26 protein-coding genes are annotated in these 26117 nt (G+C 52.5%); 21 read left to right on the plus strand and 5 right to left on the minus strand.

Features of this window, described 5'->3' with window-relative positions:
* Positions 1-14 precede the first annotated feature (14 nt).
* The 6 genes from panC (at position 15) to purN (ending at position 4984) form a co-directional block, all read left to right on the plus strand.
* Positions 15-860 (plus strand): pantoate--beta-alanine ligase, encoded by an 846-nt coding sequence (gene panC, locus JI741_RS09780; protein WP_202008889.1) that lies wholly within the window; start codon positions 15-17, stop codon positions 858-860.
* A gap of 64 nt (positions 861-924) precedes the next feature.
* A complete protein-coding gene (gene panD, locus JI741_RS09785; RefSeq protein ID WP_202008890.1) occupies positions 925-1272 on the plus strand; it encodes an aspartate 1-decarboxylase in 348 nt (115 codons plus the stop codon).
* Between the two features lie 23 nt (positions 1273-1295).
* Entirely contained in the window at positions 1296-2300 is a 1005-nt protein-coding gene (locus JI741_RS09790; RefSeq protein WP_202008891.1) for a lysylphosphatidylglycerol synthase transmembrane domain-containing protein, read from the plus strand.
* A gap of 168 nt (positions 2301-2468) precedes the next feature.
* Positions 2469-3314 carry a hypothetical protein gene (locus tag JI741_RS09795; RefSeq protein ID WP_202008892.1) on the plus strand — a complete coding sequence of 282 codons (846 nt, stop codon included), beginning with the start codon at positions 2469-2471 and terminating at the stop codon, positions 3312-3314.
* A 153-nt stretch (positions 3315-3467) separates the two neighbouring features.
* Positions 3468-4325 carry a geranylgeranylglycerol-phosphate geranylgeranyltransferase gene (locus JI741_RS09800; protein WP_202008893.1) on the plus strand — a complete coding sequence of 286 codons (858 nt, stop codon included), beginning with the start codon at positions 3468-3470 and terminating at the stop codon, positions 4323-4325.
* Positions 4326-4402: 77 nt separating this feature from the next.
* Entirely contained in the window at positions 4403-4984 is a 582-nt protein-coding gene (gene purN / locus JI741_RS09805; RefSeq protein ID WP_369411748.1) for a phosphoribosylglycinamide formyltransferase, read from the plus strand.
* On the opposite strand, the gene JI741_RS09810 is transcribed toward purN, so the two are convergent.
* The 3 genes from JI741_RS09810 to JI741_RS09820 all read right to left on the minus strand — a co-directional run bounded on the left by JI741_RS09810 (position 4981) and on the right by JI741_RS09820 (position 8443).
* Positions 4981-5430, minus strand: coding sequence for an acyl-CoA thioesterase (locus tag JI741_RS09810; RefSeq protein ID WP_202008895.1), 450 nt, complete (start codon positions 5428-5430; stop codon positions 4981-4983). The two genes, purN and JI741_RS09810, sit on opposite strands and share 4 nt — an antisense overlap.
* A gap of 42 nt (positions 5431-5472) precedes the next feature.
* A complete protein-coding gene (locus tag JI741_RS09815; protein ID WP_202008896.1) occupies positions 5473-6666 on the minus strand; it encodes a homogentisate 1,2-dioxygenase in 1194 nt (397 codons plus the stop codon).
* A gap of 154 nt (positions 6667-6820) precedes the next feature.
* Positions 6821-8443 carry a S41 family peptidase gene (locus tag JI741_RS09820; protein WP_202008897.1) on the minus strand — a complete coding sequence of 541 codons (1623 nt, stop codon included), beginning with the start codon at positions 8441-8443 and terminating at the stop codon, positions 6821-6823.
* Between the two features lie 212 nt (positions 8444-8655).
* Here JI741_RS09820 and JI741_RS09825 point away from each other — a divergent pair, with 212 nt between their 5' ends.
* From JI741_RS09825 to rodA, 12 genes are all read left to right on the plus strand, one after another.
* Positions 8656-9411, plus strand: coding sequence for an iron-sulfur cluster repair di-iron protein (locus JI741_RS09825; RefSeq protein ID WP_202008898.1), 756 nt, complete (start codon positions 8656-8658; stop codon positions 9409-9411).
* 197 nt (positions 9412-9608) lie between these two features.
* A complete protein-coding gene (locus tag JI741_RS09830; protein ID WP_202008899.1) occupies positions 9609-10115 on the plus strand; it encodes a dihydrofolate reductase family protein in 507 nt (168 codons plus the stop codon).
* Between the two features lie 135 nt (positions 10116-10250).
* The gene (ruvX, locus tag JI741_RS09835; RefSeq protein ID WP_202008900.1) at positions 10251-10664 is read left to right on the plus strand and encodes a Holliday junction resolvase RuvX; all 414 of its coding nucleotides are present in this window, start codon (positions 10251-10253) and stop codon (positions 10662-10664) included.
* 95 nt (positions 10665-10759) lie between these two features.
* Positions 10760-11314: a peptide deformylase gene (gene def / locus JI741_RS09840; protein WP_202008901.1), complete on the plus strand. Its 555-nt coding sequence runs from the start codon at positions 10760-10762 to the stop codon at positions 11312-11314.
* Between the two features lie 74 nt (positions 11315-11388).
* Positions 11389-12534: a methionine aminotransferase gene (locus JI741_RS09845; protein ID WP_202008902.1), complete on the plus strand. Its 1146-nt coding sequence runs from the start codon at positions 11389-11391 to the stop codon at positions 12532-12534.
* A gap of 134 nt (positions 12535-12668) precedes the next feature.
* Positions 12669-13499 carry an amidohydrolase gene (locus tag JI741_RS09850; protein WP_202008903.1) on the plus strand — a complete coding sequence of 277 codons (831 nt, stop codon included), beginning with the start codon at positions 12669-12671 and terminating at the stop codon, positions 13497-13499.
* Between the two features lie 133 nt (positions 13500-13632).
* Complete coding sequence (gene purH, locus JI741_RS09855; protein ID WP_202008904.1) at positions 13633-15159, plus strand: bifunctional phosphoribosylaminoimidazolecarboxamide formyltransferase/IMP cyclohydrolase; 1527 nt, start codon at positions 13633-13635, stop codon at positions 15157-15159.
* Positions 15160-15344: 185 nt separating this feature from the next.
* The gene (locus tag JI741_RS09860; protein WP_073134508.1) at positions 15345-16370 is read left to right on the plus strand and encodes a rod shape-determining protein; all 1026 of its coding nucleotides are present in this window, start codon (positions 15345-15347) and stop codon (positions 16368-16370) included.
* Positions 16371-16373: 3 nt separating this feature from the next.
* Positions 16374-17216 (plus strand): rod shape-determining protein MreC, encoded by an 843-nt coding sequence (gene mreC / locus JI741_RS09865; RefSeq protein ID WP_202008905.1) that lies wholly within the window; start codon positions 16374-16376, stop codon positions 17214-17216.
* Positions 17213-17728, plus strand: coding sequence for a Rod shape-determining protein MreD (locus tag JI741_RS09870; protein WP_236675984.1), 516 nt, complete (start codon positions 17213-17215; stop codon positions 17726-17728). Before mreC ends, JI741_RS09870 begins: the two co-directional genes overlap by 4 nt.
* 66 nt (positions 17729-17794) lie before the next feature.
* On the plus strand, positions 17795-19606 hold the full coding sequence (mrdA, locus tag JI741_RS09875; RefSeq protein WP_202008906.1) for a penicillin-binding protein 2: 1812 nt from the start codon (positions 17795-17797) through the stop codon (positions 19604-19606).
* Between the two features lie 3 nt (positions 19607-19609).
* Positions 19610-20881, plus strand: a complete 1272-nt coding sequence (rodA, locus tag JI741_RS09880; protein WP_202008907.1) for a rod shape-determining protein RodA — start codon at positions 19610-19612, stop codon at positions 20879-20881.
* 22 nt (positions 20882-20903) lie between these two features.
* Here rodA and JI741_RS09885 read toward each other — a convergent pair whose 3' ends face one another.
* Both JI741_RS09885 and JI741_RS09890 read right to left on the minus strand, forming a co-directional pair.
* Positions 20904-21578 carry a DUF2306 domain-containing protein gene (locus tag JI741_RS09885; protein ID WP_202008908.1) on the minus strand — a complete coding sequence of 225 codons (675 nt, stop codon included), beginning with the start codon at positions 21576-21578 and terminating at the stop codon, positions 20904-20906.
* A gap of 36 nt (positions 21579-21614) precedes the next feature.
* Positions 21615-22733 carry a DUF8457 domain-containing protein gene (locus JI741_RS09890; RefSeq protein ID WP_202008909.1) on the minus strand — a complete coding sequence of 373 codons (1119 nt, stop codon included), beginning with the start codon at positions 22731-22733 and terminating at the stop codon, positions 21615-21617.
* A gap of 131 nt (positions 22734-22864) precedes the next feature.
* On the opposite strand from JI741_RS09890, the gene JI741_RS09895 reads away from it, so the two are divergent.
* The 3 genes from JI741_RS09895 to porZ all read left to right on the plus strand — a co-directional run bounded on the left by JI741_RS09895 (position 22865) and on the right by porZ (position 26117).
* Positions 22865-23188, plus strand: a complete 324-nt coding sequence (locus tag JI741_RS09895) for a 2Fe-2S iron-sulfur cluster-binding protein (RefSeq protein WP_202008910.1) — start codon at positions 22865-22867, stop codon at positions 23186-23188.
* A 74-nt stretch (positions 23189-23262) separates the two neighbouring features.
* Positions 23263-23859 carry a thymidine kinase gene (locus tag JI741_RS09900; RefSeq protein WP_202008911.1) on the plus strand — a complete coding sequence of 199 codons (597 nt, stop codon included), beginning with the start codon at positions 23263-23265 and terminating at the stop codon, positions 23857-23859.
* A gap of 35 nt (positions 23860-23894) precedes the next feature.
* Complete coding sequence (gene porZ, locus JI741_RS09905; protein ID WP_202008912.1) at positions 23895-26117, plus strand: type IX secretion system anionic LPS delivery protein PorZ; 2223 nt, start codon at positions 23895-23897, stop codon at positions 26115-26117.

The raw sequence follows: 26117 nt of genomic DNA on the forward strand, positions 1-26117 counted from the left end.
CAAAATGGCCTAAAATGGAGATTTTCAAGCAGATAGCCCCATTCCAAGCATACCTTAAAGACGCCAAACTGGCCGGTAAAACCGTTGGATTGGTGCCTACCATGGGCGCCCTGCACAAGGGTCATATTTCCCTCGTAGAAACGTCTAAAGCGCATAATTCGCTTACGGTAGCCACCATTTATGTTAATCCAACCCAGTTCAACAACCCGGCCGATCTTCAGAAATATCCGAAGACTCTCGACAAGGACGTTGCATTGCTCGAAAAAGTTGGATGTGATGCCCTTTTTTGCCCAGACAACGAAGAGATGTACGATCACCCGTCGATGCTTAAGTTCGATTTCGGCCAACTTGACAAAGTGATGGAAGGCGAATTTCGCCCCGGACATTTTAGTGGCGTGGCCTTGGTGGTGTCGAAACTTTTCAACATCGTTCAACCGCACCAGGCCTATTTCGGCCAAAAAGACTGGCAGCAGTTTGCCATTATCCGCGCGCTGGTAGACGAACTGAAATTTGATCTTGTATTGCATTCTGTGCCCACCATGCGCGAAGCCGACGGGTTGGCCATGTCGTCGCGCAACCTTCGCCTCAGCGAATCGCAGCGGCAGCATGCCGATGTGCTCTTTAGAGCACTCACACAGGCCAAAGAAGCCCTTGTACAAGGCCAGGAGGTTCGCGTTGTGAAGAAGATGGTGGCCGACATGGTGAACAACGAACCCGAAATGAAACTGGAGTATTTTGAAGTGGCCGATCGCAAAAACTTAACGTCGTTGACCAACGTTAAAGATGCCAGCCCTGCCATTTTGTGCATCGCTGCGTTTGCCGGCGAAGTGCGACTCATCGACAACCTGTTTGTGGGCTAGATGCGCAACGCAAACTTTTCTTCCATCATTATAGTTTTTCTGTTGAAACAAAACTTTTAAAACCTTGAGAATAGAAGTTTTAAAATCAAAAATTCATCGCGCCAAGATCACGCAGGCAGAATTGCACTATGTGGGCAGCATCACCATCGACGAAGATTTGATGGATGCCGCCAACATGATTGAAGGCGAAAAAGTGGCTGTGGTGAATGTGAACAACGGCGAACGCCTGGAAACCTATGTCATCAAAGGTGAACGCGGGTCGGGCATGGTGTGTTTGAACGGCCCCGCTGCACGCAAAGCTCAGGTGGGAGACATTGTGATCATCATTTCATATGCATCTATGAAATTCAAGAAGGCCAAGACGTTCAAACCCACCATCATTTTCCCAACTCCCGATAATAAACTACCTTGAGCGGAAATTTTTAATGTAGTCCCGTGCCCTCAAGCCTCAAGAACGTCCTTCAGTACACCCTTATCCTGGCCCTAACGGCGCTGCTCATTTGGTTCTCGCTTCGCGGTCTCACCGCCGGCGAAGGCGAAAACAAATGGGATTACCTGAAACACACCTGGGACGCCGCACACAAAGGGTGGCTGCTGCTCATGGCCGCCATTGCCATGCTGAGCCACGTGGTGCGCGCCGAGCGCTGGCGCATGCTGCTCACGCCGTTGGGCCGAACACCAAAGCTGCGCGACAGTTTTTTATCGCTCATGGTGGGCTACCTCGTGAACCTGGCCATTCCCCGCGGCGGCGAAGTGTCGCGCTGCTATAATCTCTACAAGCTCGAAGCTATTCCGGTAGAAGAATCGTTTGGCACGGTGGTGCTGGAGCGCATCGTGGATGTGTTGTGTTTGCTCATCCTTATCGGCATCTCGTTCATCCTGGAATCTCAAAAACTTTTTGCATTCATCGAAACATTGCCCATCGGGCAGGGCGATCATCAATCAAAACTCACGGCGCTACTCTATATAGGCATTCTTGCCGTGGTGTTGTGTGTGGTTGCTTTTTTTGTGATTCGAAGAAACAAGAAGGTGAACGCCTGGGTGAAAAAAACATGGCACGGCTTCAAAGACGGCGTGTTGTCGGTGTTTAAGCTAAAGAACAAGTGGCTGTTCATTTTTCATTCGCTGCTCATCTGGTTTCTCTATTTCGCCATGAGCTATACGGTTGTCAAAGCATTTCCGGCTACCAACGAGCTGGGCTTTCATGCGGTGATGAGCCTGTTTGCCATTGGGTCCATTGCCATGGCGGCACCGTTGCCCGGCGGCACGGGGTCCTATCACGTGCTGGTTCCCCAGGGACTTGTTTTCCTTTACGCCATTCCGCAAAGCGAAGCCGTGGCGTTCACGTTCATCTTTCACGGCTGGCAAACGTTTATCATGATTGTGGCCGGCGCCATCTCGCTGGTGGCCACTTCGTGGCTGGTGAAAAAAAAATCGTAGCCCCGCGTTAAACCTTTCCTCCTCAACTTCCTCTAAGCTGCATTATTCCGGAAACGGAAAAAGAAATCTCTACAGCAGATGCAGTGGAGCCTTCACGTGAATTCCAGACTGGCCAGCTTGGGTTCTCTTTGTTCTATATCATAACCAAGAGTTTAACCTTTAAACAACATGAAAATGAATTTCTTAAAATCAGCCTATGGCGCCATGGTGATTGCCGGCCTGCTTGCCGTGTCGTGTAATCGCGATGAAGATGCCCGCACGGGCACCGACGCTGAAGAAGAACAAGCGGTAGAATCGGTTTCGGTAGGCGAAGATGCCTCTGACGACGCGTTGGAAATTGCCTACCAGGGCGAAAATCAACTGACATCCACCGGCGGCCGTGTTAACACGATGTGTGCCACGGTGACCGACGACAAAGTGAACAAAATCATCACCATCGATTTTGGCGACGGTTGCACCGGCCCCTACGGCCGCGTTAGAAAAGGTAAAATCTTTATCGCGTATAGCTCCGAAGTTGGCGACAGCATTGCCAACCGCATCATCACCTTCGGAAACTATTTTGTGAACAACAAGGGCGTGACCGGAACCATTGAGCTGCGCGACATTTCAGTGAATGCCGAAAACCACGTGCAGTCCACCAAACGACTGAAAGACCTCACCGTCACGTTCCCCAGCGGCCAGAACATTGTGTTTAACGGCGACAGAACGCGCGAGTGGATTTCGGGCTATGGCGACGATGACATGTCGAACAATATTTATCGCATCACGGGTTCGGTGAGCGGCGTGGCCACCAACGGCCGCAGCTTCACACAGGAAATTGTGGAGCCCATCATTGCCGACTGGTCGTGTGCCGCACAAGGCAACTTCGCCCGGGTGTCGGGCGTGGTAGAGATGACCAAACTGAATGGCTACAGCGTGCGCAAGCGTACCGTTGACTATGGCGACGGCACTTGCGACAACATCATTACGATAACAACCTTCCGCAGAACATTCAAAATTACGGTAGAAAACTAAACCAGTTGGCTCGGTTTCCAGGTCATGGTTCGTGGAGCATCGCTTCACGGACCATTCTTTTTTTTGCCTACCCAAAGGGTGTGAAACCGAAAAACTTAATTCCGTTCGTCCTTTGTTGCTCGCGATTCGTACTTATTTTTACCGGCGGGCATCATGGCACAAGAATCATCCCAAACAAGCACCTTCATTGAATCGCTCCTCAAACTGACGCGGTTTGGCAACCTTGTGATCATCGGGTTTGCCCAGTATTTCACAGCGCGCTTTCTTATCGGACCCCACACGTTCACCGACATTCGCCTTTTTATTCTTTCCGTGTCTACGGTGATGATCGCCGCGGCGGGCTACATCATCAACGACTACTACGATGTGAAGATCGACTACATCAACAAGCCGGAACGCGTGGTCATTGGCAAACACATCACGCGGCGCTATGCCATTTTGTTTCACGTGGTGCTCTCGTCGCTCGGCATCGTGCTGGCCTTGCTGTTGTCGTGGCGACTGGTGGCCGTGAATGTGTTTTCGGTTTTCCTCTTGTGGTGGTATTCCAACAGTCTGAAACGACTTCCCTTCGTGGGCAACCTCACGGTGGCCATGCTCACGGGGCTTTCGATCTATGTGGTGGATCTGCTCTATGGCACGCACAGCGCGCTGGTGATCATCTACGCCCTGTTTGCTTTTTTCATGACGCTGGTGCGCGAAATCATCAAAGACATGGAAGACCTGAAGGGCGACAACACGTTTGGATGCAAAACCCTGCCCATTGTGTTGGGCATGCGCAAAACCAAAATGATCATCTATGGCATTCTCGCGGTTTTCTCGGCCACGGTGCTGGTGCTGAACCAGCTCTATGCGGCCCTGCCCTTTCAATATTACACCGTGTTTCTGTTTCTGCCGCTGCTGTGGCTCTTCTATCGTTTGCTGCGGGCCGACATGAAAAAAGATTTTTCGTGGCTTAGTGCATTTTGCAAGATCATCATGCTGTTGGGCATCAGCAGCATGGCGTTTGTGTAGGCCTTGCATTTTTTGTTTCCAAATCTTCCGCGATCTTGCGGCCCCGAATGTTCGGGGCACTGACGTAATCAATGGGCATGTCCACAGAATTCAAAATCGCCATCTTCGCTTCCGGCAGCGGCACAAACGCCGAAGAGATCATGAATCATTTTCGCGAACACGCACGGGCCAGCGTGGTGTTGCTGCTCAGCAACAATGCCGAGGCCTTTGCCCTGAAGCGTGCCGAAAAATTTGGCGTGGCCACAAAAGTGTTCACCCGTCAGCTATACAAAGAATCGGAAGTGGTGTTGGAATGGCTTCGCGAAAAGGAAGTGACACACGTGGTGCTTGCCGGCTTCTTGTGGCTTGTGCCGGCTTATCTGACTAACGCATTTCCCGACCACATCATCAACATACACCCATCGTTGTTACCCAAGTTTGGCGGCAAGGGCATGTATGGCATGAAGGTGCACGAAGCCGTGAAAACCGAAGGCGAGAAAACCACGGGCATCACCATCCACCTGGTGAACGAACATTACGACGAAGGCCGCATCATTTTTCAGGCATCCTGCGAGGTGTCGGCCAGCGACTCACCCGAAACCATTGCGTCGAAAGTGCACGCGCTGGAATATGCGCACTTCCCGCAGGTGATTGACCGGTGGATTACCGGAAAGGCCTAAGCCTTTTTCACCACCCACTCGAAGTCTGCAGGCTTCGGAAAATTTTCATAGATCTTTTGAATAAACGGATCGGGCACCGTGAGCTTGCGCTTCACCATGTCGATCCAGGCAGCATCGATGTTAATGATGGCGGCCAGTGTGCCGTCGGCCTTGTGAAAATTGTGGCGGATGCTCCAGCGGCCATAGTCGGGCGTGGCTTTCACCAACTCCACGTCTACCGTGATCACATCTTCGAGCAATATTTCGCGTTTAAAAATGGCCTCCTCGCGAAAGAGCACCGGTCCCATTTTCAACTCTTCCAGCTTTTCGGTGGTGAGTCCATTTTCACTGAGAATCATCATGCGCACGGTGGCGCCAAAATCATAATACGCCGAATGGCGCAAGTGGCGGTTGGCATCAATGTCGGCCCAACGGATCTGGATGGTCTGTGAATAGCGGGAGCTCATGTTCTTTTTTTTACGATCGAAAACTAAGGGTTCTGCCGCACACTATGGCGCGTTCACTTCATTAAAATTTCCCGGGTCCTCTTCTGTCCAGCTCATGGGATAATGTTTGTCTTCGAAGGCCAGCGCGTCGGTGGTGAGGAACAACGGTTTGAAGGTGTCGAGCATCACGGCCAGCTCGTGTGTTTCTTTTGCGCCAATGCTTTTCTCGACCGTGCCCGGATGTGGTCCGTGAGGAAGCCCACCGGGATGCAACGTGAACGAACCGCGTTCAATGCCCTTGCGGCTCATGAAATTTCCTTCGGCATAATAAAGCACTTCGTCGCTGTCGATGTTGCTGTGGTTGTAGGGCGCGGGAATGGCCAGCGGATGATAGTCGAACAGGCGGGGCACAAACGAACAGATCACAAAGTTATGTCCCTGAAAAGTTTGATGGACCGGAGGCGGCTGATGCAGTCGCCCTGTGATGGGCTCGAAGTCGTGAATGGAAAACGCGTAGGGCCACAGAAATCCATCCCAGCCTACCAGATCCAACGGACTGTAGTCGTACACATACTGATGCAGGAAGCCCTGCTTTTTGATCTTGAGCAAATGGTCGCCCTTGGCGTGGTCGGTCACCAACGTGTGGGGTGGACGAATGTCGCGCTCGCAATAGGGCGAATGTTCCAGCAACTGCCCCAGTTGGTTGCGATAACGCTTCACCGTTTCGACCGGCGATGCCGATTCGATGATGAGCAACCGCAGTGGACCTTCTTCGAATTCAAGTTTATAGATGACCGTGCGGGGAATAACAACATAGTCGCCTTTTTGGAGGTCGAGTTTGCCAAAGGGAGAGATCAGCGTTCCTTGTCCGTCGTGCACAAAGATCACTTCGTCGCCTTCGGCATTTTTATAAAAGTAATCCATGGTACGCTTTGAGGGTGCGCAAATGGAAAGCGAGCAGTCGTTGTTCATGAGCAACACCTTGCGTGCGTCGAGATAGTCGCCGCCGGTGGTTTGCACCTTCGAGGTGTTGAGGTGCGTGTGGCGCAGAGAATAGTCGGCGATGCGCGTGGGGCCGTATTTCACCGGCTCGGCAACCTGCTTCACGCGTGTAGGTGCATGGTGGTGGTAGAGGATGGAGTAGATGCCGGAAAAACCTTCGGAGCTGACCACTTCTTCCTTATACAAACTTCCGTCGGGTTGACGGAATTGCGTGTGCCGTTTTGGAGGCACCTGCCCCAGGCGATGATAATACATACGTGTGCGCGGGTTGGTTGTAGTCAAAATTAAACAATCGCGCTGTCTGTTTGCACCGTTCGGAAGACTGTTCTGCGAATTCGATTTTCGCCAAATAAAAAATCCCGGCATGTTCGTCATACCGGGATTTGCTTAATAATATTTTTTGACGCGCTTACATTTTTCGACGGTCCAGTTCGGTCGGGATGCGATCGAACAGTTTCATTGCCTGCAAAAACACCTCGTTTGTTTCGTTCATCACCTGGAAGAACTCTTCGTTCGACCACACCTTGCGGGCAATCTGGGCCTTGATGTGCACCTGGAACAATCGCTTCTTCAAGCGCAGCTCCTTGCGGTCGGGCTTTACCTTGTTGCGCTCGCCCACTTTCACAAGGCCTTCGATCATGTCGTCGGTGACGGTGAAATTTTTCAGGAAGCTTTCAACACCTTTTTTCACCAGCTCATCCTTGTGTGCTTCGGCATAGCTGAAGGTATATTCCAGGATGGAGCTTGATGTGTAGAGCTCGTTGAGGTAGTGACTGTTTTGGGTTGTGTCGAGCGGAACAAAATAGTCGGGCATGATGCCGCCACCGCCGTAGACCTTGCGGCCATTGGGTGTGGTGTATTTCAGCGAGTCGTTGAAGCGGATGCTGTCGGCGTGAAAAAATTCGCCGTGGTTGTAGCGGCTGATGATGTCGCGCGAATATTCATCTTCGTCTTCATAAGGTTTCTGAATGGAGCGACCCGTAGGGGTGTAGTAGCGCGAAATGGTGAGGCGAAGCTCGGAGCCATCGCTCAGGTCGAACGGTGCCTGCACCAGGCCTTTGCCAAAGCTCCGGCGACCCACCACCAGGGCGCGGTCGTTGTCTTGCAGCGCACCGGCCACAATTTCGGCGGCCGAGGCACTGCCTTCGTTCACCAGCACAATGAGCGGCCCGGTTTCAAACGTGCCACGATCGGTAGACAGTGCCTCGGAGTTGTATTTTTTCTCCTTGCCGTTAGTGAAAACAATCTTTTTGCCTTTTGTGAGGAAATCGTCGGCCATGTCGATAGCCATTTGCATGTAGCCGCCGGGGTTGCCCTGCAGATCGAGCACCAGCTTTTTCATGCCTTTCTCTTTTAGCTTTTCAAGCGCGCTATGAAATTCTTCGAACGTTGTAGCGGCAAAGCGGTTCACCTTGATGTAGCCCGTTTCGGCGTCCACCATGTAGGCCACGTCCACGGAATACTGTGGGATTTTGTCGCGCACAATCTTGTAGTCGATTTCTTTTCTGCCGCGCAGAATGGTCACGTTCACCTCGGTTCCTTTCGGCCCTTTCAGTGCTTTCATGACATCGGCCGATTGAATGCCCACGCCGGCGAGCAGCTTCTTGTCAACTTTAATGATTTTGTCGCCGCTTTGAATACCCAGCGCTTCGGAGGGGCCGCCGCTGAGGGCCGAAACCACCACAATGGTGTCGTGGAAGATGCTGAACTCAACACCGATGCCGTCGAAATTGCCACGCAGGTCTTCGTTGGAGGCCACGCGATCAGCCGCGGTGATGTAGGCCGAGTGTGGGTCAAGTTTGTTGAGCATGTGCTGAATGGCGTCGTCCACCAATTCGGCCGTATTTACGGTATCAACATAGTCGTTTTGAATCTGGGTCAGCACTTCGCGAAACTTCTGCACCTCGCCCCCCACGTCGCTCGATCCCTTTGGCGCATTGAGCCGCGCGCCCACAAAAACCCCCGCTGCCAGCCCCAGGCAAAGCACCAGCGGAAGCCGGATTTGATATTTAGAATTACTGTTCTCCGTCATCTGGAATGGATTAAAAAAAGTATTAACGAACCGCTAAAATAAATGTTGGCGGGCAAACTCAATAGCATAACGCCAAATTGGCTGCCGCCGGCGACTACCTTTTCCGGAGAAAAGGGCCATTTCCACCCCTAAAACAACAGCTTGCAAATCCCCGTTCTTCGGTCCGGAAAAAAAGCCGGATACAGGAATTTTCGTTTATCTTTACAAGAATCATGAGTAAGGAAGCCTTGAAAGATACGCGCATTTCTGAGCTGGTGGACCGCAACTACGTTCACGCCTACGTGCTGTTTTATTTTGGCATCCGTTTCTACGAATATTCCGAACTCACGCTGAACGAGGTGTGCCTGCAACGCGGCCTGAAAGTGGAACAGGTGATTCGCGAAATGGAATCGCCCACGCACCTGCAGGAAGCCGATCTACCGCTGGTGTCGTATCCCATCGACCTCATCATTGAATACCTCAAGCATTCGCATTTCCTCTTCATCAAACACAAGCTGCCCTACATTGCCCGGCTGGTAGAGAGCTTTAAGGCAAACCACGAAGACTTCAAAACCGTGGAACGCGATCTGAAAATCGTGTTCCCGCTGTTTGTCGAAGATTTCATCGCCCACATCTACGAAGAAGAAGACACGCTCTTCAGTTTCATCCAGGCCTTGGAGCGCGCCGTGAAAGGACGCTACATGCCCGGCAAGTTGTATTATCTGCTGGAGAAAAATTCCGTCCACAAATTCGCCATGGAGCACGAAGCACACGACGATGAAATGGAAGGCATACGCAACATCACCAAAGACTATCACCTCACACCCCACGCGCCGCTGCATGTGAAAGTGTTGTATAACGAATTGAAGGGCTTCGAAAAAAGTCTCATCACACACGCCCGCATCGAGAACGAAATTCTTTTTCCCAAGGCCATGGCCCTGGAGAACAAAGTGAAAACGGCCTTCTTCGAAAAAGCCAAGTTCAACTAACGACACGTCATCTTTTCTTCTGCTTTTTAATTTTTGATGGAACCCATTCCCGGCGATTTTTTATCTCCCGAAGGATGCGTGATTTTCTCCGTTTTTCACAACGCTGGGGCCGGTCGTTAACACACCGGAAATCTTTGTCGCTAAAAACATATTGCCACACGCATCCTCAGCGTTCTCCATCCGTTCCTTAACCTACTATGCGAAAAGTTATCCTAAACCTCGCCCTGAGTCTCGACGGTTTCATTGCCGGCCCTCAGGGTGAATACGATTGGTGCTTCACCGACGCCGACTATGGCATGACCAACTTCCTGAACAGCATAGACACCACCGTGATGGGTGGAAAATCGTACAGGCTTCTGCTGCAATACGGTCCGCCTTACCCCGAGTACACCAACTATGTGTTCACGCGCACCGAGAAAGGCACACCCTATCCCAACGTGGTGTTTACCTCCGACGACATTCCCGACGTTGTGCGCGCGCTCAAAGAAAAAGACGGCAAGAACATCTGGCTGTTTGGCGGCGCAGAGATCATTCATCCGTTGCTGGAAGAAGACCTGGTGGACGAATTGATGTTATCCATTCACCCGCTGTTGCTGGGCGATGGACTGCCGCTGTTCCGAAAACTGAACGAACGGAAACTCTTCAAGCTTACCGACACCATTGCCTACCCCTCGGGACTTGTGCAGTTGTATTATAAAAAATAAGTACCACACGCATAGTGTTTCCGTTAGCAGCGGCAATCATACTGTGATCAATTGTTGTCAGAGGTCTTTCGAGGCGTGCACGTGAAACCTTCTGGTTTGCACAAAGATTTGTAGCTTGCATGCACATCGTCAACCATGGGTAGAGTTCTCGCCATCGATTATGGAACCAAACGCACCGGCATTGCCGTGACGGACCCCTTGCGCATCATTGCCACCCCGCTCGACACGGTGGCCACTACCGAACTGCTGGCCTTCATCGCGGCCTATGTCAAAAAGGAAACGGTGGACGAATTTGTGGTGGGCATGCCCAAAACATTGCTGAACGAAGATTCGCAGATTGCACCCCTGGTGCGGGTTTTTGTGGAGGAACTGAAGAAAGCTTTCCCCGACAAGGCCGTGCACCTCGCCGACGAACGTTTCACCAGCAGCATGGCCATGCGCGCCATGATTGACGGCGGCATGAAGAAAAAAGACCGGCAGGTGAAGGGCAATGTGGACAAGATCAGCGCCACCATCATTTTGCAGTCGTTTTTGGAAGCACGCCGGTAATCCTATCTCACCCCAGACCTTACGCCGCAAAGATTTTCACCGAAAAGTGGTCCGATGGGAGCGCGGTAAATAAGCTGCGGTTATTAAATTTGCACATGATTTACCCTATTGTTATGTATGGCGACCCGGTTTTGCGGCAACGGGCCAGCAATATCGAGCCGGGCACAGACGTACATCAGCTGATTGAAGACATGTACGAAACCATGCACAATGCCAGTGGCATCGGGCTGGCGGCTCCCCAGATTGGAAAAGGCATTCGCCTGTTTGTGGTGGACGGCAGCGTGATTGAAGACGAGCCGGCCATGGCCGATTTCAAAAAGGCGTTTATCAACCCGGTGGTGCTCGACGAAACCGGCGCACCGTGGGAATATGAAGAAGGCTGTCTCAGCATCCCCAACATCCGCGAAAAAGTGACACGTCGCGAGCGCGTCACCATCAAATATTTCGATGCCGACTGGGTGGAGCACGAAGAACGCTACGACGGCATGAAGGCCCGCATCATTCAGCACGAATACGACCACATTGAAGGCAAAATGTTTGTGGACTACCTCACCCCCCTGAAGCGCCGCCTCCTGAAAGGAAAACTCTCCGACATTTCGAAAGGAAAAGTGGACACGGAATATCGCATAGCCGCGCCGTTGAAGAAGTAGTTGCATGGGGCCGGGTTTGGCCGTTTGCGCCTGGGCGGAGGTCTGGTTTTGTGACTTTTCCGGATAAAGAACATATGATAAAGATCTCCTCTCGCTTGCCCGATGTGGGCACGTCCATTTTCACGGTCATGTCGAAGATGGCGCTCGACCACGGTGCCATCAACCTGTCGCAAGGCTTTCCGGATTTCAGTATCGATCGGAAGATTATCGACCTGGTGCATCGCTACATGCTGGAGGATCACAATCAATATGCCCCCATGCCCGGGGCGGTGGCCCTGCGGCAAGCCATTGCCGGCGTCATTCAAAAAACGTATGGACATGCCGTTGATGCCGACACCGAAATCACCGTCACACCCGGCGCCACCGAAGCCATCTTCTCGATCATTGCCGCCTTCATCCATGCCGGCGATGAAGTGTTGTTGTTCGACCCTTCCTACGATTCATACGATCCCGCCATTCGCCTCAATGGCGGTGTGCCGGTGCACCTGCATTTGCGTCAACCCGACTTTTCGATCGATTGGGACGATGTGCGTTCGCGCATCACGAAGCGCACGCGCATGATCATGATCAACACACCACACAACCCCACTGGCGCCGTGCTGACCGAACACGATCTTCGCACGCTGGAGAGCATCGCGCTGGAACACAATCTTCTGGTGTTAAGCGACGAAGTGTATGAGCGGCTCATCTACGATGGTGTGGCCCATCAGAGCGTGTTACGTTATCCAGCTTTGGCGGCACAAAGTCTTGCCGTGTTTTCGTTTGGCAAAACGTTTCATGCCACGGGTTGGAAAGTTGGCTATGCGGTGGGTCCGGCAGCATTGATGAGCGAAGTGCGCAAGGCCCACCAGTTCATTGCGTTCAGTGTGAACACGCCCGTGCAGCTGGCTCTCGCCGAATATCTGAAGACCCCGGAGCATTATGAGACGCTGGGGAATTTCTATCAGCAGAAGCGCGACTTCTTTTTGGATCAGATAAAGGGTTCATCGTTTGAACCACGGGCCTGTCGAGGATCTTATTTTCAGCTGGTGTCTTATCGAAACATTTCGTCGCAGCCCGATGTGGCCATGGCCGAAGAGCTGACGAAGAAATTTAAAGTGGCGGCCATTCCGGTGTCGGTTTTTTATCACGACAAGACCGACAATCGCCTGCTGCGGTTTTGTTTTGCCAAGAAGGAAGAAACCCTGGCCCAGGCGTGCAACATACTCCGGAAGCTCTGACGGGCCGCAAAACAAAATCTGCCCCTGCACATTCCACCGGCCGATTTTAGGTTCTTTCTGTCCTCCCGCCAAAAAGCGCTTCACATTTCACCCGGCATTTGTTTTCTTTGCGGTCCGGATAATTATTACCTGCCATGCACGATCTAAAAATCACCTTAATTCAGTCGGATATCAATTGGGAAGACATCGACGCCAATTTATCCATGTTTGAAGAGAAGATCTGGCAAATCAGCGGATCGACCGATGTGATCGTGCTTCCGGAAATGTTCACCACGGGGTTCACCATGGCGGCGCACAAATATGCCGAGCACATGAACATGCGCACCTTCAAATGGATGAAGCAAATGGCCGATCAAACCGGCGCGCTCATTCTGGGCAGCTTCATTGCCACGGTGCACGACCGCTACTACAACCGTTTGTTGTGGATGGAGCCGGGCGGAAATTTCAAGACCTACGACAAGCGCCATCTTTTCAGAATGGCCAACGAACACAAAACCTACTCGCCCGGCGAAAGCCTCCTCATCGGCACCTGGCGCGGTTGGAGAATTTGCCCGCTGGTGTGCTACGACCTGCGTTTCCCCGTGTGGACGCGAAACAAGTGGGACATCACCACCAAAAAACTTTCCTACGACGTGGCCATTTATGTCGCCAACTGGCCCATTACCCGCATCGACGCATGGGACACGTTGCTGAAAGCGCGCGCCATCGAAAACCTCAGCTACATGGTGGGTGTGAACCGCGTGGGGCAGGACGGACAAGGCATTGAATATAACGGTCACTCTTCGGTGATCAGCCCCAAAGGCGACACCATCTATACCAACGAAGGCATGGAAGCCATTCGCACCACCGAGCTTAGCGCCAACGCGCTGTCGGCTTTCCGCGATCGCTTCCCGGCCTACATGGATGCCGACGATTTCACCATCGAGTTTGAAGAGTACGAAGAATCCGACTACCTGCCTGGGTAAGGCGGCTTGCTTTTACCTTTTTTCATTTTCCCCTTTCGCTGCGTTCAAGTGTCTGAAAATTAGTGGACTCCGTCTTTCGTATTCGGTCCGCAACGCCTACTTTTGCACCTCATTTTAATACCCTGAAACCTCCATGTCTACCCGCAAGATCACCCGCGCCTTAATCTCCGTATTCTATAAAGACAACCTCGAGCCCATTGTGCACACGCTGGCCAAGCAGGGTGTGGAATTTGTTTCCACCGGTGGCACGCAGGAGTTCATTGAGAAGCTGGGATACCCGGTGGTTCCCGTGGAGAAATTGACGGGCTACCCCTCGATCTTTGGAGGCCGTGTGAAAACCTTGCACCCCGCTGTTTTTGGTGGCATTCTCTATCGTCGCGAAGACGCCGGCGATTTGAAACAGGCAAAGGAGTTTAACATCGCGCCACTCGACCTTGTGATTGTGGACCTTTATCCTTTTGAAGAAACCGTGGCCAAAGGCGGCACCGAAGAAGATATTATCGAGAAGATCGACATTGGCGGCATCTCGCTCATTCGTGGCGCGGCCAAGAACTACGAAGACGTGCTCATCGTTTCTTCGCGCACGCAATACGGCAGTCTGCTTGAGCTGCTGCAATCCGGCAATGGCGACACCACACTGGCCGATCGCAAGAAGTTTGCCGCCCTGGCGTTTGGAGTCACGTCGCACTACGACACGGCCATCTATAACTACTTTAACCAGGAGTTTCAATTTCCCGGTTTCAAGAAAAGCATTCAGGAAGGACGCGCCCTTCGCTATGGCGAAAACCCCCACCAACGCGGAACCTACTATGGCGACCTCGACGGTTTGTTTGAACAACTGAATGGCAAAGAACTTTCCTACAACAACCTCGTGGACGTTGACGCGGCCGTGAACCTGGTGCAGGAGTTTGATGGCGAGACAGCGTTTGTCATCATCAAACACACCAACGCGTGTGGAGTGGCCGTATCGTCGACGGTGAAAGAGGCCTACCTCAAAGCCTTCCAGGCCGACACGCTTTCGGCATTCGGTGGTGTTTTGGCTACAAATCGTAAAATCGACCTGGCCGCGGCCGAAGAAATTAACAAGCTCTTCTTCGAGATCCTGATCGCACCGGCCTACGACGACGACGCGCTGGCGTTGCTGAAGTCGAAAAAGAACCGGATGCTTTTGTTGCAGAAGCAGCCGTTGAAAGAAACCGTTCAATACAAAACCCTGCTCAACGGTGTGATTGAGCAAGATCTCGATTTGAAGACCGATGCCAAAGCCGACCTGAAGGTGATGACCAAACGAGCGCCCACGGCCAGCGAGGTGGATGCTCTGTTGTTTGCGAGCAAGATCTGCAAGCACACCAAGTCAAACACCATTGTGCTGGCAGTAGACGGACAACTTATTGCCAGCGGCGTGGGTCAAACGTCGCGTGTGGATGCGTTGAAGCAAGCCATCGAGAAGGCAGCATCGTTCGGATTGTCGGTGAACGGAGCGGCCATGGCCTCCGATGCATTCTTCCCGTTCCCCGATTGTGTGGAAATTGCTCACCAGTCTGGCATCCGTGCGGTGATTCAGCCGGGTGGTTCTGTGAAGGATCAGGACTCTATTGCCGTCTGCGACCAACACGAAATGGCGATGGTCTTCACCGGCACGCGTCATTTCAAACATTGACATGATCGCTCGTGTTGATTAATTCTTCGAGCGTAGATTTCCGGCGGTAGAAAATTTTCAGTGGCGCTAAAAAACTTACATTTTTGAAGCGTTCGTCTTTATTTTGGTAAATTAGATGCAATTTTACGATCCACTCTCCAGAATATCAGGCGTTCACATTTAAAACCATAAGGCAAAAGACATACATGGCATTTTTTGATTTCTTCACCAGCGACATTGCGATAGACCTGGGCACAGCAAACACACTGATCATCTATAAGGATAAAATTGTCGTTGACGAACCTTCTATCATCGCCCTCGACAAAGTGAATACGAAAGTGCTGGCCATCGGCCGTGAGGCGATGCAGATGCACGAGAAAACGCACGATCACATCAAAACCATCCGCCCGCTCAAGGAAGGTGTTATCGCCGACTTCCAAGCGGCCGAGATGATGATACGCGGTCTCATCAAAATGATCGACACAGGCAAGCGCCTCTTCCCACCTTCCTACCGCATGGTGATCTGCATTCCTTCGGGCATCACGGAAGTGGAGAAGCGCGCCGTGCGCGACTCGGCCGAACACGCCGGTGCCAAGGAAGTATACATGATTTATGAACCCATTGCCGCCGCCATAGGCACGGGCATCGATATTGAACAACCCATCGGCAACATGATTGTTGACATCGGGGGCGGAACGACCGACATCGCGGTGATTGCCCTTTCGGGTATTGTGTGCGACCAGTCTATCCGCGTAGCCGGTGACACCTTCAACCGCGACATCCTCGACTACATGCGTCGCCAGCACAATTTGCTGATCGGCGAGCGTTCGGCCGAGAAAGTGAAAATTGAAGTAGGCTCGGCGCTTACGGAACTCGACGACGGACCTCCTGACTACGAAATCCGTGGCCGCGATCTTATGACCGGCATTCCGAAGACCATCAAGATCAGCTATTCTGAAATTGCATTCGCACTCGACAAGTCTGTTTCGAAACTGGAAGAGGCTGTGTTGAAAGCACTGGAGACGTCGCCTCCCGAATTGTCGGCCGACATCTATGAGCGTGGCATCTACCTGACCGGGGGTGGAGCCTTGCTGCGGGGACTCGACAAACGCCTGGCGTTGAAAACCAAGCTGCCGATTCACGTGGCCGACGATCCGTTGCGCGCCGTGGTGCGTGGCACGGGCCAGACGCTGAAAAACATTCAACAGTATCGTGCAGTGTTGATGACGTAAGACATGGAGCGGCTCCTTCTTTTTGTATTTCAAAACCGCGCCTTCTTCACCTTTCTAGCTCTAGAGATCTTTTGTGCCTGGTTGGTTGTGCAGAACAATCAGTACCAGGGCACCAAGTTCTTTAACTCCTCCAACGGGCTGGTGGCCGCCATGAACAACTTCTCGCAAGGGGTTCGCGACTATTTTCAGCTCAGCGAAGTGAACCGCATGCTGGCGGAAGAAAACGCCGCACTGAAAAAACAACTGGGCCGTCCGCAGCGCGCCATTGCCTATCCCCTCGATTCTCTGACCATCCGCGACTCGGTGATGGTGAAGCAATACGACTTCATCAGCGCCAAGGTGGTGAACAACCACGTGGACTTCTTCAAAAACTTTATCACCATCGACAAAGGCCAGGATGCCGGTCTTGAACCCGGCATGGGTGTGATCAGTCCGCTGGGGGTGGTGGGCAAAGTGAAAACCGTATCCAAACACTATAGCGTGGTCACCTCCATACTGCACATCGACTGGATGGTGTCGGCCTTGCTGAAACGCACCGGCGATTTTGGCACCGTGCAGTGGCAGGGAACCGACCCCGACCACATCGCCCTCAAATACATCCCACCCCATGTTAAACCAGTGGTGGGCGACTCGGTGGTCACGTCGGGCTACAACGCCATTTATCCCGAAGGCGTCATGATCGGCATTATCGAAGACGTGAAGCTGCGAAACGGCTCGCTGTTCTATGACATCAACGTGAAGCTGAGCCAGGATTTTCGCAAGCTCTCGTTTGTGACATTGGTTAAAAATCATTTGCAAGCCGAACAGGATTCGGTGGAGCAGGTCATCCAAAAGCTGGAACGATGAGCCGTGTAAGCATTCTACAGATTGTATCGTTTTTTATCTACCTGTTCTATCAGGTACTCATCCTGCAAAACGTGGTGCTGTTTCACACGGCGTTCTGCTTTTTGTATGTAGCCTACCTGCTGTTGCTGCCCGTAGAAACCAATCCGCTCATTTTGATGGCCATTGGTTTTGTGATGGGGTTCACGGTAGATCTTTTTTATGAAAGCATGGGCCTCCACGCCTTTGCCTGTGTGCTTGTGATGTATGTGCGTAACTATTGGCTCAACAACCTCACCCCGCAGGGTGGCTACGACAGCAGCGCAATTCCGTCGCTGGCGCTGAACGGCCTGCAGTGGTTCATGGTGTATATGACGCCCATGTTGTTTCTGCATCATGCGGTGTTGTTCTATATGGAAGCCGGGGGCTTTGGCATGTTTTGGTTCACGTTGTGGAAAACAATCACCAGCACTTTTTTTACATTATTCGTAATTTTAATAGCGCAGTTTTTGTTTCCCAGCGGAAGAGGCCGCTAGGTTCCGGGCATCTGCCCCACCTTGTTTTTTTACGCCGTGTTGAAGGACTTTAAAATTGGTTGAAAAATGAATGAAGGCCGGAAAGAAATAATTCAGATCGTTTTTGTGCTGGTGGCGTTTGTATTCCTCATCAAACTGTTTTTCATCCAAGTGGTGGACGATCGCTATGCACAACTTGCCAATAGCAACGCCATTCTCCGCCAGATCGATTACCCGGTGCGGGGCTTGATCTATGACCGCAACGGAAAGCTTTTGGTATACAACACGCCCGAGTTTGACTTGCAGATCATTCAACGCGAAGTGAAAAACCTGGACTCGGCAAAATTCTGCGAAGTGTTTTCCATGACACCGGCCGGGCTCCGTCAGTCGTTCAAAGAACTGAAGGCCAAAAAAGAATACAGCCCTGTTAAGCCCACCATTTTCCTCACCAAGCTTTCGGCCCGCGACTTTGCCAAGATCGAAGACAACATCGACGAGTTTCCGGGCTTCTACATTCAGGCCCGTACCACGCGCGCCTACAATGCCCAAGCGGCAGCCAATGCCATCGGCTATGTGAGCGAAATTTCGAAAACAAAACTGGAACGCGACAAAACCGGCATCTATAAACAAGGCGACTACATCGGCCAAAGCGGCATCGAGGCGTTCTATGAACAATATCTGCGCGGCACACGGGGCGTGCGCTTCAAACTGCGCAATGTGGACGGCATCGAGAAAGGCTCGTTCCGCGACGGCGAGATGGACACACTGTCCACCCCAGGTCAGGACATCACCAGCACCATCGACCTTGAACTTCAGAAATACGGCGAGTTCCTGTTGAAAGGAAAATCGGGAAGTATCATCGCCATCGAACCCAAAACAGGCGAAATTCTGTCCATGGTGTCGGGCCCTTCTTACGATCCCACGTTGCTCACCGGCAAGAACTACAGCTCCAACTTTGTGCTCATCAGCAACGACACCAACAAGCCGTTGTTCAATCGTCCGCTCATGGCGCAATACCGCCCCGGGTCCATCTTCAAAATTGCACAAGCCATGGTAGCCTTGCAGGAAGGTGTGATCACTCCCGAGACGCGCATCCGCTGCGACCGTTCCATCATTGACTGTCACGGTCCGCACACCAACGAAGATCTTCGCGGCGCCATCACCAACTCGTGCAACCCCTACTTCTGGGGTGTGCTGCGCCGCATGTTGAACCAGGGCAAGTCTAACAATCCCTTCGACGACACGCGCGTTGGCCTGGCCGAGTGGAACAAGCACATGTCGAGCTTTGGCTTCGGCACACGTCTGGGCATTGACCTTCCCAACGAAAAACGCGGACTGGTGCCAAGCCCGGCATACTATGACCGCGCGTATGGCGGACGCCCCTGGAAATTCTCGAACATCTATTCCATTGCCATTGGCGAAGGTGAAAACCTTGTGGTTCCGCTGCAGATGGCAAACTTCGCCGCCACGGTGGCCAACAAAGGATACTACATCACGCCACACCTGGTGAAAGCCATCGGCCCATCGGGCAAACCGCTGCCCGCCTATGTTGAAAAACATTTTACGACCATCGACTCGGCCTATTTCCGCGTGGCCAGGGATGCTATGGAGCGTGTGGTGGAAGCGGGAACTGCGCAGTATCGTGCAAAGTTGAAAGACGTGATTGTGTGTGGCAAGACCGGCACCGTGCAAAACGAACCACGCCCCGATCACTCGGTGTTCATTGCCTTCGCGCCAAAAGAAAACCCGACGATCGCCATCTCGGTCTATGTTGAATTCTCCGGACAAGGTGGACGTGCGGCGGCCTCTATCGCCAGCCTCATGATTGAAAAATATTTGTATGGCGCCACCAAGCGTCCTCAAATTGAAGAGTATGTGTTGAAAGGAAAATTTCTCTGACGGATGCGGAAAGACGAATTTATATCGGACAAGATCGACTGGGTGACCGTGGGCCTCTACATGGCCATTGTGTTTGCGGGCTGGCTTAACATCTATGCCGTTACCTACGACCAGAACGAGAACCTTTCCATCTTCAACGTCACCATCAACTCCGGACGACAGCTTTTGTTCATTGCCGGATCGGCCATCATCATCATGGCCATCCTCATCATTGACATGCGGTTTTATGAAACCTTTGCCTACATTATTTATGGTGCGGTCTTATTTCTGCTGCTCCTTGTGCCCATCGTGGGAAAGGAAGTGGGTGGAAACAAGGCGTGGCTTGGCATTGGATCGTTTGGTGTACAGCCGTCGGAGTTTGCCAAGTTTGCCACGGCGCTGGCGGTGGCGAAGTATATTGGGTCCGTTGGTTTTCGCATGGACCAATTGCGAAATCAGCTCGTTCTTTTCGCGATGATTGGTGGCTCCATGGTGTTGATCCTGCTTCAGAAAGACACGGGAACAGCATTGGTGTTTACGGTGTTCACACTGGTGTTTTTTCGTGAAGGCATGTCGCCCCTGCTCATCATCATGGGCGTGGTGGCTGCAGTCATTTTCATTCTCACGTTGTTGGTCAACGAATATTATTTGTTCACGGGCATTGGCATCATACTGGTTGTCGCCATCATCATGGGCAAGAAAAAACCAAAACGCATCATGCTGTTGACCGCCGCCGCCATCGCGGTTTGCTGCGTGATTGTGAGTGTGGACTATGTAGTGACCAATGTGCTGAAGCCTCACCAGCAAAACCGTGTGAAGGCGCTGATCAATCCCGATGCAGACCCGCTTGGCTTTGGCTGGAACGTGACGCAATCGAAAATCGCCATCGGCAGCGGTGGCTTTCTGGGCAAAGGCTTTTTGAAAGGCACACAGACAAAATTTGACTTCGTGCCCGAACAAAGCACAGACTTTATTTTCTGCACCATCGGCGAAGAACACGGCTGGATTGGAAGCCTCTTCATCATGAGCCTGTTCGTGGCCTTGTTGCTGCGCATTTTGTTTTTGGCCGAACGACAGAAGAATCGCTTCGCGAGGGTGTATGGCTATTCGGTGGCGTGTATATTCTTTTTCCACTTTGCCGTGAACATCGGCATGACCATCGGGCTCTTTCCCGTGATTGGTATTCCGTTGCCGTTCTTCAGCTATGGTGGTTCGTCGCTTTGGGGCTTCACCATCCTGCTCTTCATTTTGCTGAAGCTCGACATCCACCGCATGCAGGTGTTGCAGCGGATTTAGCAGAAGACAACTTTTAAAAAATCTAGACTTTCAGTTCGGTAGGTTCGGACACAAATGCATCGCCACGATATTGCCTGGACCAGCGCACAATGAGCGGCACCAGCAGTACTACCGGTGCCAGCCACGCCACAACGGGAGGCAGCGCGGTGTTGTTCACCACAATGAATGCCGTGAGCGCTGCGATGTAGCAACCGATCATGCGTTGCAAGTGCGCGACAAGCCAGAATCTTTTAGTGCGTACTTTGCCTTGATAGTGGTTGATATCTTTCCGGGCCAGTCGCAATCCAAAAAATCCAAACACCAGAAACACGGCGCCAAAGGTCTGACCACCAAATACAAATTCACCACCCTTCACGATGAAGGCCAATCCAAACACGATCATGCTCACGGTGAGTATCCAGTCGATGAGGGCAGGGCGTTGTCCCTTGCCGAGATTTTTCAGCGACAAATATCGCTGGCCCGTTCCCACCAGGTAGAGCGTGAACACGCCCACCATAAACAGAAAATAGTTTAGGTGCAGCACGGCCAACAAAAGCGACGAGACGCCGGCGATGAGCATTCCATATAGAAAAACGATGCCCACCTTGCGATGAAGATTGTCACCTTTGCTTCGCACAATGTTGATGGAACCTGAAAGCAAACCTGCGGCGCCACCGGCGATGTGAAGCACCAATAGCGGCGTGAAAAATTTTTCCATGCGTTTTACCGTTGAAAAAGATTTTAAAAAGGAGGATTATAAAAACCGGCGCTCGACCAGTTCCATAAACTCATGGAACTCTTCGCTGTCGCTGTCCCACCCAACAGAATGTTCTTCTTCGATGTAGCGCAGGGCCGCCTTCAGATTTTCAAACCGGTCGAGCTGGTCGATGGCGCGGCTGAACAATTCGAAGTCACCATGAAAAAGCACTTTGGTGAACATGAACTTCTGGTTGATAGTGAGGCTGTCGCGAATCTTGTCGATTTTAATAAAGTTGTCGATCACAGCAGAGCGGGGTTGCCGGTTGATGGCCTCGTTGAGCGTGGGTTGTGGTTGAGCTTTGGGTTGATTGGTGGCCGCAGGCCTTGGTTGTTGCTGTGGTGGCGCGGCGGCTTTTGAAGGCTCGGGGGGACGCGGCGTTGTTTTTGTCTCCGCTACAATCAACGGCGGGGCCGGGGATGCGGGCGGGGGTGTTGGCTTGGGTGTGTTGGCAGGAGGAGGAGTGAACTCCTGCACGGGTGTGCGGGCCACATAGAAACGGTTTGCGTCCAAAGGCACCACGGCCGAAAATTTTTCGAGGTATTCCTCCACGTCTTCCGGGTTGAAGTTGACCTCTTCCAAAATCTGATCGAGTATGGCAAAGGCTTCGTTTCCCGAGATGTCGGTGACGCCCTTTTGTTCCAGTCTTTGCAGCATGCCCTCCAGTGGCGCTTTATTCACTTTGAGGTATTTAATTTCCTCGCGGAAGGGAGCCACTTCCAGTTTGTTATTTTTCCCCGTCAGGGTCATGGCAAAAAAATCGTAGGGATCGAACACCACCAGCAGCGTTTGGCTCACGGCCTTTTTCAGCAGCGGCGCAAAGTGGGCCTGGTCGATCGAAATATTTTGCGACAAGGTGCTCATCAGGTTTTCGAGCGCCTCTTTCACTTCTTCGTTTTCATAGTCGAAGTAGGAACTTTTCAACTTCCGGGTTTCTTCTTTCCACGACTTGAATAATTCGCGCACGATAAAAAGATTCACCTGCTGTACGTTGCACAGCGATAGAATCTCGGAACCTGTGATTCTTTCCTTCGAAGAAAAAAATCCCTTCAGCACTTTGTCGGCGTAGGCATCTCCGTAGAGGGCGATGGCTTCCAGACTAATCTTTTCGTCCATGCGGTTATTGTCAGATTAATACTTTGGCTATAAAGTTAATGGATATTCAGCAATGTGCATTATCCGGGGGCGTCCCTTCGGTCCGTTGTTTTTATGTTTTAACTTTTCGCTTCCGAACGCTAATTTCCGCCATGGCCACCATCGTCATCGAAAATCTGTTTCAGAAAACGCTGGAGGTTCGCGACACCTCGAAAACCCTGTTGTACCACCTCCACACCAACGGACTGGACTGGCCTCACGCCTGCGGGGCAAAAGGGCGCTGCACCACCTGCAAAGTTAGGGTTATGTGCGGCATGGACCACATTTCGGACCCGACGGCCGCCGAAATAAAATACCATCGGCAGGGCCTGTTGCACCCGGACGAACGCCTGGCCTGTCAGTCGGTCGTGACGGGCGACGTTTGCATTCGGGCGCCCGACGAAAGCAAGTTGCCGCACGTCACCTACTCATCCTAACCCAAAGGCACGGGCGCTGCATAAACTTCGGGTCCGCAATCCACATCTCACGACTAACCTCTACCTTTAGGGCCATGTTTATTGAACCCCACCTTGGCGGAAAATTCAGGCAGGAGCAGGCCGGTTGGATCGAAGTGATCGCGGGCTGCATGTTTTCCGGAAAAACGGAAGAGCTGATCCGGCGCCTCAACCGCGCCATCATTGCCAAACAACAAGTAGAAATTTTCAAGCCCGTGATCGACCGGCGCTACCATCACGAAAAGGTGGTGTCGCACAACGAAAACGCCATCCGTTGCAGCCCCGTGAATTTTGCCAACGACATTCTGTTGCTGGCCGGCAACTGCGACGTGGTGGGCATTGACGAGGCCCAGTTTTTCGACGAGGCTATTGTGGAGGTTTGCAACACCCTGGCCAACCAGGGCAAGCGCGTGATCGTGGCCGGCCTCGACATGGACTATGAAGGCAAGCCGTTCGGACCCATGCCCAACCTGCTGGCCGTGGCCGAGTTTGTCACAAAAGTTCATGCCATCTGCGCACAAACCGGCGAGCTTGCATCGTTCTCTTTCCGCCTCAACAGCAACGACGCGCAGGTGATGCTCGGCGAAAAAGGCGAATATGAAGCGCGCAGCCGCACAGCCTTTCGCGAAGGCATGAAAGAACGAAAAAAATGAAGTCGTCCATCCCTATTCAATTCTTAAAACAAAGTATGCTCAAACGTGCAGCAACGTTGGCGATGCTGTGTTGTGTTCTGCTGAGTCAGCACACGGCTTCTGCGCAAGCCGACATTCCCATGGGCACCTGGCGCATGCACGTTTCGTATAGCGCGCTCAGCAACATTGCCATTGGCAATCAGAAAGTGTATGGTGCCGCGCGCAATGGCATCATGGTGCTGGACCGGGCCGACAACAGCATGACCACCTTCACCAAACTGGATGGCCTCAACGGCACGGGCATCGCCGCCATGAACTATGACGCGACCACCCAAACCTTGCTGATCGCCTATGAAGACGGCAAGCTGGATGTGGTGGATGCCGACAACAGCATCGCAGGTTTTGATCCCACAAAAAATTCGACGCTCACAGGCTCACGTAAAATAAATCACATCGCATTGAAAGCGAACCTCGCCTACCTGGCCACCGACTATGGCGTGGTGTTGTTCGACCTTGCCCGCAAGCAGGTGAAGGAAACCTGGCGCGACCTCGGTGCAAGCGGCCAAACCCTGCGCATTCTTCAAAGCACCTTTACCAGCGACAGCATTTTTCTGGCCACCGAAAAAGGAGTTGTCGCCGGAAACCTGAACGACAACCTGCTGGACTTTGCCAACTGGAAACGATTTTCGTCGGGCGAACTAAATGCGCCTATCCAGTCCGTGGCGGTGTTCAACAACAAGCTCTACGCTGCCATTAACACAGCAGGTCTCTACACCTACCAGAACGGAACGTGGGCAAAAGAAAGTTACCTGCAAGGTGCTACCTTTTCTTCGCTGAATGTTTCGGACGACCGGATGACCATTGTCACCAACACACAAGTGTGGACGCTATCTGTAAGCGAAGCGCTCGCACAAATTTCCGATCCCCTCATCACACTTCCACGCATGGCGCTGGCAAGCAACGGCGCACTGTGGATTGCCGACGGACAAAACGGATTGGTGTCTAACGCCACAGGAAGTTATGTGCGCTATGTGCCCAACAGTCCTTCCAACACCACCGTGACCCGGTTGACTGCGCAAGGCAAGCGGTTGTTTGCTGTGGGCGGAGGGTATTCATCAACCTTTACCGCGCTGGGCAAGCCCGGCCTGCTCGACGTTTTTGAGAACGGATCGTGGACCACGCAAACGTCAAGCCTAACCGACCTCACCGATTTTTCGCTGCAGCAAACCCATGACTATGCGGCTTCCTTTGGCTTTGGCCTGCAGCAGCGCGACGCCACTGGAACCGTCAAAATTTTTGATGCCACCAACAGCACACTCGTGAGCACCGGTGCACCGGCGCGTGTGAACGTGACGGCCCTCGCACCCTCCACGGATGGGCTATGGGTATCGAACTATGGCGTATCCAATTCGCTGCACCTGTTGAAACCCGACAACACCTGGCAGGCATTTTCGTTTCCCGCCACAGCATCGCGCTATCCGTTGAAGCTGGCCGTTGACTTATATGGTGGCGTGTGGATGGTGCTGAATCCCGCGCAAGGCGGAGGCCTGCAGGTTTTTAACAAAAGCGAAACGGTCTACCTCACCGATGTGGTGAACGGCGGTGGGCTGCCCAGCCGCTCCGTGCGCTCCATTGCCGTGGATCGCGACGGCCTGGTGTGGGTTGGAACGGACCTTGGCGTGGCCTACTTTCTCGATCCCTTCAATGTTTACAAGCCCGGATCCAATGCGGTGAAGCCAATCTTCGACGATCGTTTTCTCCTGAAGGATGACAAGGTGACCGCCATCGCCATCGACGGCGGCAACCGGAAGTGGATGGGCACCGAACGTGGCGTGTGGCTCTTCGGTCCCGACGGTCAACGTGTGATTCATAATTTCACCACGGCCAACAGTCCGCTGCTCTCCAACATCATTCGCGACATTGCCATCGACGCGCAAAGTGGCGAAGTGTTTTTTGCCACTGCCGAGGGACTTGTTTCATTTCGCGCCGATGCAACAGAAAGCACAGCAACCTTTCAGTCTGTGAAAATATTTCCCAACCCAGTGCACGGCACTTTTTCAGGCACTGTCGGTATCAGTGGTTTGGCCACCGACGCCATCGTGAAGATCACCGACGTGGCGGGCAAACTCGTGTGGCAGTCGCAAGCCAACGGTGGCACGGCGTCGTGGAACATGCTCGACTATACGGGCCGTCGTCCGGCCACGGGCGTATATCTTGTCTTTAGTGCCACACCCGACGGCGTGGAGAGTTTTGTCGGAAAAATTGCTTTGATCGATTAA

It is taken from the genome of Chryseolinea lacunae, assembly GCF_016735595.1.
Classification (GTDB): Bacteria; Bacteroidota; Bacteroidia; order Cytophagales; family Cyclobacteriaceae; genus Chryseolinea; species Chryseolinea lacunae.